General features: G+C 71.0%; 15 protein-coding genes and 1 tRNA gene. 8 read left to right on the top strand and 8 right to left on the bottom strand.

Annotated elements, in window-relative coordinates:
• Nucleotides 1-287: 287 nt before the first annotated feature.
• Entirely contained in the window at nt 288-872 is a 585-nt protein-coding gene (locus IE313_RS23685) for a TMEM165/GDT1 family protein (RefSeq protein WP_189935550.1), read from the bottom strand.
• Nucleotides 873-1,412: 540 nt separating this feature from the next.
• Here IE313_RS23685 and IE313_RS23680 point away from each other — a divergent pair.
• Nucleotides 1,413-2,081, top strand: a complete 669-nt coding sequence (locus IE313_RS23680) for an HNH endonuclease family protein (RefSeq protein ID WP_189935548.1) — start codon at nt 1,413-1,415, stop codon at nt 2,079-2,081.
• A 1,041-nt stretch (nt 2,082-3,122) separates the two neighbouring features.
• Complete coding sequence (locus tag IE313_RS23675) at nt 3,123-3,563, top strand: DoxX family protein (protein WP_189935546.1); 441 nt, start codon at nt 3,123-3,125, stop codon at nt 3,561-3,563.
• Between the two features lie 186 nt (nt 3,564-3,749).
• Here the strand turns inward: IE313_RS23675 and IE313_RS23670 are convergent, their stop codons facing one another.
• Entirely contained in the window at nt 3,750-4,331 is a 582-nt protein-coding gene (locus IE313_RS23670) for a superoxide dismutase family protein (protein ID WP_189935544.1), read from the bottom strand.
• A 279-nt stretch (nt 4,332-4,610) separates the two neighbouring features.
• Between IE313_RS23670 and IE313_RS23665 the strand changes: the two genes are divergently transcribed.
• Complete coding sequence (locus IE313_RS23665; protein WP_189935542.1) at nt 4,611-5,258, top strand: DedA family protein; 648 nt, start codon at nt 4,611-4,613, stop codon at nt 5,256-5,258.
• A gap of 505 nt (nt 5,259-5,763) precedes the next feature.
• On the opposite strand, the gene IE313_RS23660 is transcribed toward IE313_RS23665, so the two are convergent.
• The 3 genes from IE313_RS23660 to IE313_RS23650 form a co-directional block, all read right to left on the bottom strand.
• Nucleotides 5,764-6,015: a DUF2277 domain-containing protein gene (locus IE313_RS23660; protein ID WP_189935540.1), complete on the bottom strand. Its 252-nt coding sequence runs from the start codon at nt 6,013-6,015 to the stop codon at nt 5,764-5,766.
• A 367-nt stretch (nt 6,016-6,382) separates the two neighbouring features.
• A complete protein-coding gene (locus IE313_RS23655; protein WP_189935538.1) occupies nt 6,383-6,802 on the bottom strand; it encodes a VOC family protein in 420 nt (139 codons plus the stop codon).
• Between the two features lie 9 nt (nt 6,803-6,811).
• Complete coding sequence (locus IE313_RS23650; protein WP_189935536.1) at nt 6,812-7,231, bottom strand: helix-turn-helix domain-containing protein; 420 nt, start codon at nt 7,229-7,231, stop codon at nt 6,812-6,814.
• A gap of 147 nt (nt 7,232-7,378) precedes the next feature.
• On the opposite strand from IE313_RS23650, the gene IE313_RS23645 reads away from it, so the two are divergent.
• Nucleotides 7,379-7,717, top strand: coding sequence for a DUF8825 domain-containing protein (locus IE313_RS23645; RefSeq protein WP_189935534.1), 339 nt, complete (start codon nt 7,379-7,381; stop codon nt 7,715-7,717).
• Between the two features lie 714 nt (nt 7,718-8,431).
• Nucleotides 8,432-9,178 (top strand): D-Ala-D-Ala carboxypeptidase family metallohydrolase, encoded by a 747-nt coding sequence (locus tag IE313_RS23640; protein WP_189935531.1) that lies wholly within the window; start codon nt 8,432-8,434, stop codon nt 9,176-9,178.
• Between the two features lie 266 nt (nt 9,179-9,444).
• Here IE313_RS23640 and IE313_RS23635 read toward each other — a convergent pair whose 3' ends face one another.
• Nucleotides 9,445-9,900, bottom strand: coding sequence for a GIY-YIG nuclease family protein (locus tag IE313_RS23635; protein WP_229924880.1), 456 nt, complete (start codon nt 9,898-9,900; stop codon nt 9,445-9,447).
• 374 nt (nt 9,901-10,274) lie between these two features.
• On the opposite strand from IE313_RS23635, the gene IE313_RS23630 reads away from it, so the two are divergent.
• Entirely contained in the window at nt 10,275-11,282 is a 1,008-nt protein-coding gene (locus IE313_RS23630) for a hypothetical protein (protein WP_189935529.1), read from the top strand.
• A gap of 243 nt (nt 11,283-11,525) precedes the next feature.
• Here IE313_RS23630 and IE313_RS36025 read toward each other — a convergent pair whose 3' ends face one another.
• Together IE313_RS36025 and IE313_RS23625 are read right to left on the bottom strand one after the other, a co-directional pair.
• Nucleotides 11,526-11,648 carry a hypothetical protein gene (locus tag IE313_RS36025; protein WP_268256723.1) on the bottom strand — a complete coding sequence of 41 codons (123 nt, stop codon included), beginning with the start codon at nt 11,646-11,648 and terminating at the stop codon, nt 11,526-11,528.
• Between the two features lie 56 nt (nt 11,649-11,704).
• Nucleotides 11,705-11,779, bottom strand: a tRNA-Val gene (locus IE313_RS23625).
• 294 nt (nt 11,780-12,073) lie between these two features.
• Here IE313_RS23625 and IE313_RS23620 point away from each other — a divergent pair.
• Together IE313_RS23620 and IE313_RS23615 are read left to right on the top strand one after the other, a co-directional pair.
• Nucleotides 12,074-12,871: a DUF4097 family beta strand repeat-containing protein gene (locus tag IE313_RS23620; protein WP_189935527.1), complete on the top strand. Its 798-nt coding sequence runs from the start codon at nt 12,074-12,076 to the stop codon at nt 12,869-12,871.
• 73 nt (nt 12,872-12,944) lie between these two features.
• The gene (locus tag IE313_RS23615) at nt 12,945-14,537 is read left to right on the top strand and encodes a hypothetical protein (RefSeq protein WP_373317046.1); all 1,593 of its coding nucleotides are present in this window, start codon (nt 12,945-12,947) and stop codon (nt 14,535-14,537) included.
• The last annotated feature ends 180 nt before the right edge of the window (nt 14,538-14,717 follow it).

Genomic DNA, 14,717 nt, shown 5'->3' with positions numbered 1-14,717 from the left:
CAACATACAAAACGGCGGCCATCCCCGCTACCCGTCGCGCTCACATGGTGGACACGGCGCTCCCCTGCGCTCGACACGGTTCGTACCCGCGCGGGGCGGGGGCACGGCGCACGGCGCGCGCACCGACCTGCGGCCGTCCGCCCTGACGACGCCGGAGGCGCACGCTTGTGCCCCGGCGCCAGGGGCGCGCTTCCACCTTTGCCACCGAGGGCGCACTTTCGCCCTGGCACCGCGGACGCGCGCTCCGGGGACGCGCGCTCCGGGGATGCGCGCTCCGGGCTCGCCGTTCAGGCCACCGCCGCCTCGTAGAGGCTCCACACCCCGAGTGCCGCCATCACCAGGGCCGCCACCCTGGTGATCAGCCGCAGCGGCACCCGCTTCATCAGGGCCCTGCCGCCGACGATGCCGAGCCCGGCGACCGCCCACAACGCCAGGACGGCCCCGATGGCGACCGACACGGGCTGGCCGTAGCGGGCCGCGAGGTTCGCGGTCATGATCTGGGTGAGGTCACCGAACTCCGCCACGAGGATGAGCCCGAACCCCGCACCGGCCACCCGCCAGAAACCCTGGTCACGCGGTTTGCGGATCTCGCCTTCCGCCTCCTCGCCCTTCTGGAGGAAGAGCATGGCGGCGCCGCCGAGGAAGAGCGCGCCCGTCACGGCGTGCACCACACGGTCGGGGAGCAGCGTCAGCACGCTGCCCGCCGCGACGGCCAGCGCCACGTGCACGGCGAAGGCGGCGGCCACACCGGCGAAGACGTAGGACGCGCGGTACCGCGTACCGAGGACGAGACCCGCCAGCGCGGTCTTGTCGGGCAGTTCGGCGAGGAAGACGACACCGAAGACCAGTGCCGTCACGCTGATGCTGAACAAGGTTCCTCAATCGGTCGGGGCTGCCCCGCCGAGAGTGCGCGCTCCTGTCCGACACCCCGGCACGGCAGCGCACTTGCCGTACACGGCCGTGTACGGTGCACTGCTTGCCGAAGGTCTCGCTGGCCGACCGTGGACCGGTCCGCCTCCGGGCGCCGGCTCAGACGAGCTGAGCAGTATGTCGACGGTCCGGCGAAGAGCTACTCCCCTTCTGCTCCGGCCATGCTACGCGACGCGCGGACCACGGACCCGGAGGCGGGCGCGAGCACAGGCACAGGCCCGGGCGCGAGCACGGGCGCGGGCACAGGCCCCGAGGCGGGAACGGGCCGCAGGTCCGGAGGCGGGAACGGGCACAGGCCCGGAGGCGGCATATGCCGCAATCCCCCTCCTCTCGCACACCAGTTGGGGACATGAGTGCGACAGATGTCTTGATGTGACGTGCCCATGACGCAACTCTGTTACCTGACGCCTGCCTTCCGGAAACCCCAGGGCGCCACCATGACCGGGCCCCTCCGGTCCCAACCCCCACACAGGGAGTTTCACATGTCCGATGTCTACGCGCGTCGACGCGGCGGGCTCCGCCGCCGGCTGAGCATGCTCGGCGCGCTGGTCGCCTCCATATCCGCCTGCGCCCTGCTGAGCGGACCTCCCGCCCAGGCATCTCCCCCCACCCCGATCGCCGTGTCGACCGCCCACACGTACCTCTCCGAGCTCACCGTGTCCACGGAGGGCTCCATGACGGGTTACAGCCGGGACAAGTTCCCGCACTGGATCACCCAGTCCGGCACCTGCGACACCCGCGAGGTGGTCCTCAAGCGCGACGGCACCAACATCCAGCAGGGTTCCGACTGCTACCCGACCTCCGGTAGCTGGTACTCCGAGTACGACGGTGCGACCTGGACCGCCGCGAGCGACGTGGACATCGACCACATCGTGCCGCTCGCCGAGGCATGGACCTCGGGCGCCAGCGGTTGGACCACCGCCCAGCGGCAGTCCTTCGCCAACGACCTGACCCGCCCCCAGTTGATCGCCGTCACCGACAACGTCAACCAGTCCAAGAGCGACCAGGACCCGGCCGAGTGGCTGCCGCCGCGGGCCGCGTACCACTGCATGTACGCCCGTATGTGGATCCAGGTGAAGCACTACTACGACCTGACGGTCGACTCCGCCGAGAAGACCGCCCTGCAGTCGGTGCTCAACGGCGAGTGCTGAATCGATTGTTCTGCGGTACGCGCCGCACAGGCCCGCCGGGTCCGCCCCGGGCCCACCCCACGGCACGCCCTGCCGCCCGGGCCGACGGCCGCACTGACCCGCACTGACCCGCACTGACGACCGCCTCGGCGCCGCACGCAGAGCCGTTCGACTGCCGCGGAGGACAACACGGCAGAGGAGGACAGCACAGCAGACGGCACGGCGGACGGCACGTCAGGCGGCACGGCGGACGGCACGTCAGACGACACGGCAGACGACCGCAGACGACCGCAGACGACAAGGCAGACGGCAGACGGCGCCTGAACGGCCGTCACGTCCTCCACGAGCCGTCGGCGGCCGCCGGATCCGGGCATGCGACCGGATCCGACGGCCGGCCGGCGGCTCGTCGGCGTCCGCGGACCGCCCCCTTCGCCGGGCGGGCGGTTTCACCGCACGGCCACGGCCACGGCCACGGTCGTGGTCGTGGCCGTGGTCGTGGTCGGCGCGCCCGCCGGGGTCCGGCACACGCACGCCGCGCGACACCCCTCGCCGGGCCGCCCGCCCCGCACACCGCATCGGCGCCCCGGCCGCACCACGCGCCCGACCTCCCCTTCCGCGCGCCCTGCCGCACTGCCCGATGGACCCGGCCCCGCCTTCACCGGCCCCGCCTTCACCGCCCCCGTCCACCGCCTCGCGGGCTCTCCGCCACCCATCACGACCCTCCCCACCCATCGCGACCGGCTCGCGCCCCTTCGCGGCCCTCCCCACTCTTCACTCTTCGCGGGCTCCGCTCGCACGCCCACTCCCAGATCACCCGTCGCCCTTTGAACAGACGCCCGCCCAGGCGCGTATGAACCCGTACACGCGCCCCGCCGCCGCCCGCCACATGTTTCGGGAGCGGCGGCGGACGGCGGGTGCGCAGGCTGCGGACGGTGCCGGAAGGGCCGTCCGAGAATGGCTAATGTTGAACTTGCAAGTACTAGTTAGGTACACCTAACCTCTCAGCACTCACGTGGTTCCGCCGCTGATCCGCCGTCCCCAGACCGAAGGAGTCCCCCACCCATGTCCGGACGCCTCGACAGCACGCGCCCGTACGCGATCGGGCTGTTCCGCATCGTCGTCGCCCTGCTCTTCGCCTGCCACGGCGCCAGCACCCTGTTCGGCGCCTTCGGCGGGCAGAGCCAGCCCGCCGGCGCCTGGCCCGGCTGGTACGCCGCCGTGATCCAACTGGTGGGCGGCCTCCTCGTGCTGGTCGGCCTGTACACCCGGCCCGCGGCGCTCATCTCGTCGGGCTCGATGGCCTTCGCGTACTTCAAGGTCCACCAGCCGCACGCGCTGCTGCCGATCCAGAACGGTGGCGAGCCGGCGGCCATGTTCTGCTGGGCCATGCTCCTGCTGGTCTTCACCGGTTCAGGAGCCTTCGGGGTGGACCGGTTGTTCACGGCTCGCGGCGGGACCGGCGAGCAGATGTCCGCGGCCGAGCAGGAGCCGGTCACGGCCTGACCGGTGGCCCGGGACCGGGGCCGGCGCCGGTCCCGGGCCGCCCACACGGCGAAGGCGCCCACCCCCGGACGGGGATGGGCGCCTTCGCTGGTACGCGGCGGTTCCGGACCCCCGAAGACCCCTGCGGGTCGGCATGCCGCGCCCCGAGCGCGCGCCCGCCGCCGGAGCCCGGCGGCCGCTCGGTCGTCAGCCTCCGCCCACCGCCCCGAAGGGCACGGTCAGACAGGCGACCCGGGCCCCTTTGCTGCCCGGTTCGTCGTGCAGGACGACCGAACGGGCCTGGCCGCTGCGGAAGCCCCAGGTGTGATGGGCACGCGCCTCACCCGCACCGTGTGCGTCAGAGGTGAAATCAAGCCACACCTCATTCTGCGGATTGACGTACTCCGGATCGGTCGACGGCTGCACCGGGTCGACACGGTTCTGGTAGTGACCGCCGGCCGCGGCCGGGTCCTTCGCACACGGCTTGGTGTGCACGTGCGCGCCGAACGCGTAGCCCGGCCGCACCCCCGACACGTGCAGGCTGACCGTCGTCCCCCTCCTGTCGCTGTTCTGCTGGACCTCGATCCGGGCGCCCGGAGGCACCAGATCCTTGTCGTAGGTCAGGGCGTGCGACGGGACCGTCGCGGACGGCGGCGAGAAGTGTGCCACCGTCCGCAGCTCGAAGGAGTCTCCTCCACCCGTCCCACCGCCCTCTCCACCGGCCGGCCCGCCACCGACGGCCGCCAGCACGGCCGTCGCCATGGCGCCGGCAAGCATTCCTGCCATCATTGCCGTTCCGCTCCTCGCCTCGGGGCGCGACCCTGTCGTCGTCCATCCGGTCGCGTCGTATGAGGAATTGCTACGCGACTGCGGAGGTCGGCGCCGAATCAGACGCGGCAAACGGGTGAACGTGGCGTTCCGGTGTGGTTCTGGTGATATGACGATCAACGCCGGCCCAGGAGGGACCGGTGCGCACAGCGGCCGCGTACGCTGTATGGCTGTCACCACGCCGCACCATGCCGCTTCGCGCGACGAGGCGGCGTGCCATGCGGACGGGGGGGAGTTCGAGTGCTGGAGAGTCTGGGGTCGCTGACCGGCAGTCCGTGGATCTATGCGGCGGTGGCCCTCTCCGTGCTCTTCGACGTGTTCCTGCCCGTGCTGCCCAGCGGGGTCCTGGTGATCACCGCGGCCACGGCGGCTGCCGCGGGTTCCGGGGCCACCACCGGAGAAGTGCCGCACAATGTGCCCGACATCCTGTTCCTGATCCTGTCCGCGGCCACCGCCTCGGTGCTCGGCGACCTCGTCGCGTACGGACTGGCCTGGCAGGGCGGCGAGCGCATGGCCCGCACGATCGCCCGCTCCCGACGGCTGACCGCGGCACAGGAGCGTCTCGGCTCGGCGCTCTCCCGTGGCGGCGGCATCCTCGTGGTGATAGCCCGGTTCGCACCGGCGGGCCGCTCGGTGGTCTCGCTCGGCGCCGGTGCCGCGCACCGCAGGGTGCGCGAGTTCCTGCCCTGGTCCGCCCTTGCGGGCGTGGCCTGGGCGGGCTACAGCGTCGGCCTCGGCTACTTCGGCGGTCAGTGGCTGGGCGCCACCTGGGTGGCCACGGGCGTCTCGGTCCTGGCGCTGTTCGCGGCCGGCGCCGGGGCGGCGTTCGTCATGCGCCGGCCTTCGCCGGAGATGGGGGGCGCCGCGATGGGCGAGCCGGTGGTGTGAGGGACGAGCGTCGTGGGGCCGCGGGGGGGGCGGCGCGGGGGTGGTGGCGGAGGTCCGTCCACCGTCCACGGCCGCTCAGGAAGGCCGGGGGCCGAAGGACCGGGTTGCGGGGCGGAGCCGGACGGCTGGAGCCGGAGGACGGGCCGGAAGGCCGATGCCGCTGGGCCGCAGCCGGGCCTGGGCGAAGGGTCTGCGCGGAAAGCCGGGAGCCGAACGGGGGTCGAAAGCCGGGAGTCGAAAGCCGGGAGCCCGCAGTCCGCAGCCGGAAGGCGTGAGCGCAGGGCCCGGGCGGAGGGCCCGGGCGGAGGGCCCGGGCGGAACGGCGGAACCCCAGGAGCCGGAAAGCCGCGAGCCGAAAGCCCGGAAGGTCGGAGCCGGCCCGTCCACGAGCCGAAGGCCGGGAAGCCTGGAAGGTCGGAAGCCCGGAAGGTCGAAGCGGGCCGTCCACGAGCCGAAGGCCCGAAAGCCCAGCACGTGCATCCACGCGCCGTCGGCGCGCAACCTTTTACGGCCGGCCACCGTGCTGGGCAGTGGCGTCCACGGTCCTGCTGCCACGCACTTCCAGGCCGGCGAGCAGATCGGCGGTGGCCCTGGCCACGGTGTCGACGGCACGGTCGAACACCTCACGGTTGTGCGCGGCCGGGGCGCGGAACCCGGAGACCTTGCGCACGTACTGCAGCGCGGCGGCCCTGATCTCGTCCTCCGTGGCCTGTTCCGGGAGCGCGGGCGGACGCAGCGTCTTGATGCTTCGGCACATACGGACAGTGTCCCTCACCCGTCCGGCCGACGCGCAGTGCCGCACCCCCGGCCACACGGCGGGGCTCCTGGCCCTCCGCGGTGCCGGTGCGACCGCGGCTGCTTCGGGCTGAACGGCGCGTGCGCGCCGCCGCGCGCCCGCCGGGCCAGGCACCGGCGGCTGCGCCCGCCCCGGCCGGCTCCTGCCCCGGCCCCTACCCAGCCGGCTTCTCACCCTGCCGGCCCTTACCCTCTGCCCCTCTTCACGCCCTGCCCCTTCTCGCCACCCTCTCCCCCTGCCCCCCTCTTCCCCTGCCCCTCTCACGTCCTTCCCCTTTGCCACTACCCCGCCCAACGGACCCGTCAGTGTGTCCGCCCGGGCCCCGCGGTCACCGTCCCGTGGCGGGTTGGGTGAAGCGGAGGAGGTTTCCGGAGGGGTCCCGGAAGGCGCAGTCGCGGACGCCGTAGGGCTGGTCGATCGGCTCCTGCACCACTTCGGCGCCCGCTGCGCGGATCCGCTCGAACGTGGCGTCGCAGTCGTCGGTGTGGAAGATGACCCCCCGCAGTACGCCCTTGGCCAGCAGTTCGGCCATGGCCTGCTTGTCGGCCGCCGAGGCGTCCGGATTGGCGGCCGGCGGCTCCAGGACGATGCTCACGTCCGGCTGGGACGGCGCTCCGACGGTCACCCAGCGCATCCCCTCGAACCCGACGTCGTTGCGTACCTCCAGGCCGAGCGCGTCCCGGTAGAAGGCGAGCGCCGCGTCATGGTCGTCCACGGCGATGAAACACTGCGAGAGCTTGATGTCCATGGGCCGACGCTACTGCCGGGGGCCCACTCGCGCCTCTCCGTTCCTGACCGGCCGCGTCAGCGCCTTCGCGACGCACGCGGGAATGGCGGCCCCCGCCTCGTGCCCGCGGGCGCGGTACGCGCTCGGACTCTCCCCGACCAGTTCCGTGAAGCGCGAGCTGAACGACCCGAGCGAGGTGCACCCCACCGCGAAGCAGACCTCCGTCACGGACAGGTCACCACGGCGCAGCAGCGCCTTGGCCCGCTCGATCCTGCGGGTCATGAGATAGCTGTAGGGCGACTCGCCGAAGGCGGCCCGGAAACTGCGGGAGAAGTGCCCCGACGACATGAGCGCGGCCCGCGCCAGCGCCGGAACGTCGAGCGGTGCGGCGTAGTCGCGGTCCATCAGGTCACGCACCCGGCGCAGCCGGACCAGGTCCTCCAGATCCACAGGACACAGCATGCCACCTGCCGGCGACACGCCGACGGCCCGCCTGACGACACCCTCCGCCCGTGTGCCGCAGGGGCTCTCACCCTCTCCACGCGTCGTCCCTCCAGGAACTCGCATCACAAAATCGAACAGGCGTAGCATTGCGCCGTGGCTGCGACTCATGACTTCCCGAGCGATCTCCTCGCTGGTCAGGAGGAGCTGCACCAGGTACGGGCCGAGCTTCTGGCCCTGCTGAAGCGGCTCCCCTGGTCGGTGGACCCCCTGGACGGCTTCAGCGACGAGGGCGGCTGGCGCAAGATAGAGCGCCCCGCGTCCCCCGGCTGGACCGCCGACGAACAGGCCGAGGTGGAGAAGCTCCGCGAGCGGGAGCGCGAGCTGGCCGTGTTCGTCACCTGCCACCGCTACTGGTCCCAGCTCCCCGCTACCGACCGTGTCGAGGCCCGCACCGCTCTGAAGCACACTCGGGAAGGGGCCGAGGAGGACTGAGGGAGCCGAGAGGGCCGAGGGGGACTGACCGGACGCACGGACGAACGGCTCAGCGAGCGGAGCGAGCAAGCCGGGGCGGGCGAACGGACGGACGAGCGGACGAGCGGACGAAAACACTGAGCACACCCTCGCCGCCCCCGGCGCCCACCCCGGCCCTCTGACACCCGACACCCGGCACCCGGCACCCGGCACCCGGCACCCGGCACCTACAGCCGACGTCCAGGGAGTGCATCGGAACCCAGCCCGGGGACGTGCGCCCGAGGCCACCGGATCACCGGCCCATCGGGGTCCACATCGGCAGTGGCAGCCGGCAGTTCCCGCCGACCCGGGGATCCTGCCGCACGGACCAGCGCACGGACCAGCAGACGGACCCCGACCCGGACGAACCCCGACACAAGGGAAGCCGTCACCTGGCTGAACACCACCACCCGCACCCCAGCCCGAACCCCCGCCCCATGGAAGTCGGACGCGGCAGACCCTTCCGTATGACGCTACATGTACATGACACTAGCGCAGTTCGAGTTCCACCGACCCGCAACCCATGCCCCATGCCTCACGCCCGCGCCCTACGTCTCATGACCCGTGTTCCACATCTCATGACCCATGCCCCCTGACCAGTCCATGGACCCACACATGGGCTTGGACTCGTCCGAGGACCCGGCCGCGGCCCCACCCAAGGCCCCGCCCCTGGACCCGTTTCGCGAGAGGACGAAGATGATCTCTTCCCGTTCCTTCAACCGCCGTACCGCCCTGCGCGGAACACTGGCCGCCGGTGTCGGTGCGGTGTTCGGCCCCACCCTGCTGACAGGCGTCGCCCAGGCGTACTCCTGGTCACGCACCCTGAACCAGGGAGCGACCGGGGCCGACGTGACCGAACTGCAGATAAGAATCGCGGGCTGGGCCGCGGACAGCCCCAGCCACAGCCTCGTCAGCATCGACGGGGATTTCGGCCCCGGCACCGCCGCAGCGGTGCGCCGCTTCCAGGCGGCCTACGGTCTCACCGTCGACGGCAGCGCGGGCCCGGCGACACAGACGCAGCTCAACGCCCTGGAGCAGTCGGACGGCTCGACCGCGCACTTCGACTTCAGCGAGTTCACCGACCGGGTGAGCGGCACCTTCTCCGGCGGCAAACTGAGCGCGACCGCCACCAAGGAGAACGCCCGGCGCGCGATGTACAAGCTGGAGGCGCTGCGCAAGAAGCTGGGCAACGTGCCGATCACGGTCAACTCCGGCTTCCGCAGCATCGCGCACAACGCCGAGGTCGGCGGTGCCAGCGACAGCATGCACCTCTACGGCACCGCCGCCGATCTCGACGTCCCCGGCGTGAGCAACCGCACCGTCTACCAGAAGGCCGAGACCTGCGGCTTCTCCGGCCTGGAGACCTACACCGAGGACCACCAGCACGTCGACAGCAGGGCCGATCTCGGCCGTGCCTGGTGGTGGCAGGACGGCACCATCTGACCCGCCCCCTCCCGCACCACCCGTCCGCACCGAACGGGCACGACGCCCCGAAGGCTCCTCGCCGGCGGAGCCTTCGGGGCTCGCCCGTCCGCCGGGCCCGCGCAGGTGTCGGGAGCGGGCGCGATCCATGGGCGTCACCTCAGAGCCGGGCGTGCCTCCGCCCGTGCGGGCAGGCCCCTGGTCCGGCGCCACTCGACACGACCCCCTTCTCGACACGACCCCCTTCTCGGCACGGCCCCTTCTGCACGACCCCGTTCTCGGCGGACTCAGGAACCGAAGGGCAACTGCCGTGCCCGCTCTCGCGCCGCGGCCCTTATCGCCTTGAGGCGAGCGTGGAAGCCGTTGTGTCCGTTCTGATCGAGGTTCAGCGGAAGGTCGAGCCGGGAGATGAGGTGCGACTCCAACACCCACGGTTCGTCGTGCTCCAGCCAGCACACCCGGGCGTTGTCCGCCATCCACTGGCACAGGACCGCTTCCCCGGCCTTCCCGAACGTCATACGCCCGGTGCTCCCCACGCGCCGCAACTCGAGCCCGAGCAGGCAACCGAGCGTCAGCCGCAGCGTCGACCCGGCCGCATTGCCGCGGAAGTGGTATCGGACCCGCTTGCGCAGGTTCTGCTTGCTGACCCGGTTCGCCATGAACCGCGGTGCTATGCCGACGTAGAGCAGCCGTCCGGAGGGCAGGTCCGGGTGGGGCGCCCTCGCGAAATGCCATCCGTACACGCCCGCCACCGGCGGTACGGGACTCGGCCGAACCAGAACCTCTTCTGCCGACCACAGACGATCAGGACGGGTGAACACGGCAGCGTCCACAGAACCTCCCAGCAGGCCCACCACCACTCGTCGCAGGCTACCGACCGGCACTGACAGCAGAAGGAACGGATGCGGCATCGATTGGGGTCCACGGGAGTGCGCGCCGCGAAGACAGGTACCTGATCCGGCACCGTCAGAAGCCGCTGTCAACGCAATCATGGGGCGCGCCGCTGTCAGCGCAGGCACACGGACGGAGCCGACCCGCCCACTCACACCCCGGCCCCGAGCAACCAGTGCGGCTCCGTACGGGCACCCGGGATTCCCGGAGCTGCCATAATGCGTGAATGGATTGGCGGCTACTGCTCGATTACATTCGCGTGCTCATCTGGCCCGTCATCGTGGGCACCCTGGGCATAGTTTTCAGAAAACAATTGGCGAGCATCCTCAAGAATATTCAATCGATAGAAACACCGATAGGGACGCTAGCATTTCAGAACCAGGCAGATGCGATCGAACGCGAGGCTTCGGCGATCGAAGCGGAAATCGCAGCGGACATCGGAGGAGCCGGCGGTGCACAGACTCCCGACGCACCTCTGGGATCCGACGGCGCAGAGAATCCGCCGCCCGGAAGACAGGAAGACCGCGCCCTAATTCTCGAAAAACTGATGCCACTGGCGCGAACGGACCCGACTGCGGCTGTTCTGGCCGCATGGCGGGAGATAGAGCACACGCTGAAGAACGCAGCCGCCACCTCTGGACGCCGCCGGCAGACGGTGCCGTACCTGCTGGCCCAGGCCGTCGAGGAGGATCTGCTGCCTCCTGCGCTTGCCCAGCTCACCCTCGATCTGCGGCAGCTCAGGAACCGTGTGGTGCACGACGAGCGATCACCCCTTGCGCCCGGCGGTGCCACCTCCTACGTTCTCGCGGCGGAGCGGGTGATAGAGACGCTGCACCTGGCCACCACTCCGACAGCCCGCCACGCCCGCTACGAGCAGGACGTCCACGACGCGCTTTCCCGTCTGGGCTTCACGGTGCGCAAGGCCCTGGGCGACAGCTCGTACGACTTCCTCGTCGGCGACCAGAACACCATGGTCGGCGTCGAGGCGAAACACCGCAGCCGCTTGTTCAGCGCGGCCGATCTGGACAAGGAGAAGAAGAGGAATGCAGTCGAGTCGGCACTTCCTGCCCTGGTGGTGACCAACGCACCCCTCGCCGACACCGTTGCCCGCTTCAACGGGACGGAGGCGGAGAAGACCGGCACCCGTCTCCGCGAGGTCGTCCAGTGGAAGGGGCCCCAGGACGACGATATCCTGGTGCGAGCCCTTGTTCGGTCTGGAGCCGTTCTTTTTTAGCATTCCCATGCCGAGGTCGGCGGAGCGGCTTTGAACCGGAACTGCTGCGGCAGGAGCAATCCGGCCCGTTCCGCCGACCCGCGAGTCGGGTAGGACCCTCCCCCGCCCGCGAGTGCCCGCTCCGGGGCCCCGTTCCTCGGGTCTCACGCCAGAAGGGCTGCCGGAACACGGAGCCGACCGGCCGAACCAGACGTATCCCCACATCAACCACCGGTCGAGCGGATACAGGAACCCCGAGGCGGCTCACCCGACACGCCAACGGCACGGCACCCTCACCCTCACCAGCACCAGCACCAGCACCAGCACCAGCACCAGCACCAGCACCAGCACCAGCACCAGCACCAGCACCAGCACCAGCAAGACCAAGGCCCAAGTCACCGGATACAAACCGGCTGACCTGGGCCTTCTCCATCCCGCAAGCCTGGTGGGCGCGGACGGTTTCGAACCGCCGACATCTGCCTTGTAAGGGCAGCGCTCTACCGCTGAGCTACGCGCCCGGGATGATCCGACAGCCTACCCTGCCTGCGCCCCTGCCTCGCAAACCCGTATACAGCACCTGGGCCGGGGGTTATCCCCCCTACGGATCCGGTAGCGGCCCGGATCCCCCGGCGGCCCGGGGCTCCGTACGGTCAGGGGTGCCTGAGGGTGAGGCCGGGAAGGCAGGCCCGGGGCGGTGGCACGGGGGCCGGTGACGGCTGGACTGCGTGCCGCCGCGGCCGCCGTGTGCCGAGCCGAGAGCCGAAGCCCACGGGTTCCGACCCGCCCATCGTTCCGTTCCCAGGGGGATCGCCATGACCGTCCGTGTTCGTCGCCCGCGCCACCGGGGTCTGCGAGTCCTCGTCGCCGCCTGCTCGGCGCTGGCCGTCGTCTCTCTTGCAGGCGGGTGCGGTGCCGGGGACGACAACGATCCCGACCACCGTGCGTTCACCCTGCACGGCACCGCTCTCACCATCGACACCGACAACTCGGCGCTGGACGTGGTGCCGGTGAAGGGCAAGCAGGTGCGGGTCACCCGCTGGTTCAAGGGTCGGATCGTGCTCGGCGGAGATCCCAAGGTCTCCTGGGCGTGGCGGGACGATCGGCTCACCTTGCGCGTGAGGTGCTCCGGAGTGGTCGCCGTCTGCTCTGCCAAACACCGGGTGGAGGTGCCCCGCGACGCCGCCGTGTCCATCCTCAACCAGGACGGCAGGGTGACCGCCCATGGCTTCCACACCGCGTTGAAGATCCGCAACGACGACGGCTCGGTCCAGGTCGACGACTGCTCCGGGCCCCTGGACCTGCAGAGCTCCGACGGCAGGGTGCGCGCCGACGGCATCACCGCGCACCGGGTGCGCGCCACCACCGGGAACGGTTCCATCCGTCTGGGCCTGACCCGCGTGCCCGACCAGGTCACCACCCGCAGCGACAACGGCTCCACCACCCTCACCCTGCCCCGTACCGGCCCCGACGGATCCACCGTGGGCTACCAGGTGAGCGCGTCGACCGACAACGGTGGCGTCGACATCAGCGTTCCGCGCGACGATCACAGTCCGCACAGGATTTCCGCGCATACCAAAAACGGCAAAGTCACGGTGCGGAGCGCGAACTAACAGCCCTGTGTGTTCGTCCCTACCGGTGGGACAATGACACCGGGCAGGGCGAACGACAGCACGGGAGAGGGATGTGACGGCGACACCTACGCAGCCGTACACGCCGTATGCGCCGGACGGACTGCGCGCTCGTCGTCGCGGTTTCACGGCGGCCCTGCAGCGTCTGGGGGCCCTCGCACTCATGCCCCGCACGGGCCGGCCCGACGGGAGGCCCACGCGCCTGGCCCCCTCTTCCGCCGTCGGCCGTCCGTCCACCCACTCCCTTCCGTCCCCTTCCGCCCCCCGCGCGGCCCCGGCCGGCCGTCCTTCGACCGGGCGCCCCGCAGCCGTCTCCTGCCGTGCCGCCGCCGTGGATCTGCTGCTGCTCGTGGCCCTTCCGCTGCCGCTGCTGGCCGCGACCGCTCTGCCCGCGACCTTCGCGGGAGGTGGTACGAGGCGGTGGTTCGGCGGACGGGCCGAGAGCCAGCGGGCCGAGGCCCAGGCCGCCAAGGACGCCGCCGCGGCCGCGTTCTACGAGTTGGACACAGCCCAGCGCGATCTGCAGATCTCCGTCGAGACCATCACCGCGGTCGACGACTCTCCTGCGGCACGGCGGGTGGTCTCGGACTTCGCCGAGTTGGGCCGCCGGATCGACGAGGTCAGCCACCGGTACATCACCGTGGTCGACGCCCACGACCTTGACCGCGACGATCTGGATGCCGCGGCCGCGACCCGCGCCAGAACCCAGCTGGCGCAGGCCAAGGACGAGCTGACCAGAACCAAGCAGGACCTCGACCGCTTCGCCCAGGGGCTGGAACCGCTGCTCGGCAAGGCGGAGACCCAGTTGGCCCGGGTCGCGCCAGGAGTGGAGCGGGCCCGACAGGCGCTGCTCGGGGCGAGCAACGCGCTCGACACCGCCCGCGGCTCCGGCCTGCGGGCCGACGACCTTGCCGCCCGGCTCGCCGCCCTCGGCCCGGAGCTGACCAAGCTCAATGAGGGCGCGGGACGGCATGGTGTACCGGAGACGCTGGAGCGGGCGGAGCGGGTCGCGCGCGAGGCGGAGGCCGTACGAGTACAGGCGGAACGGTTGCCGGAGCAGGCGGCCGAGATCGACCACCGGCTGGTGTCGATGCGGACGCGCGCTCAGGCGCTGACGACCCGGGCGGGCCAGGTCGAGCCGATCCTCAGCGAGCTGCGCAGGCGTTTCACCGCGTCCTGCTGGCAGGACCTGCAGAACGTTCCGGCACAGGCCGCGGAGAGTGTGCGCCAGGCAGAGCAGAAACTGAAGGAGGCGCAGACGGCCCGCGATGCCCAGCGCTGGCCGGACGCGGTCGCCCAGCTCTCCACGGCGCGGGCCTTGCTGAACACCACGGACGACGCGGTCTCGGCCGCCGGCGACCGGCTGCGTCGACTGAACGCCGTCGCGAAGGATCCACAGCAGGAGATCGAACGTACGAGGTTCGCCATCAGGGATGCCCAGCGTCTCGCGATGGCGGGCCGCCAGACGCCCGATCCCCGGCATGCGCAGCCGCTTGACGACGCGGTGGCGAGGCTGGACCGCGCGGTCGGAGCGCTGGAGGGCGTACACCCCGACTACTGGCACTTCCTCACGGAGACCGATGCCGTACGGCAGACGGTGACGCGCGTGGTCTCCCGGATCCGCGAGGAGCGCGGCACCAGCGGGTGAGGCTGTGACCGGCGGATCCACGCCGGGGGCGGGCGCGGAGCGGGCGAGCACCAGTGTCCCGACCAATGACAGCACCTCCCTTCCGAGCACTATTAATTGTTAAATAACCAGAACATATGCGAGTCTGGAACCGAACAGCGTCAACGTTCCCACGCCCGCTGTCGGCGCCTGTCGAAAGAG

Origin of the sequence: Streptomyces sulfonofaciens (assembly GCF_014656295.1) — a bacterium.
Taxonomy (GTDB): domain Bacteria; phylum Actinomycetota; class Actinomycetes; order Streptomycetales; family Streptomycetaceae; genus Streptomyces; species Streptomyces sulfonofaciens.
This window is presented reverse-complemented; position numbering and strand designations above follow the sequence as displayed.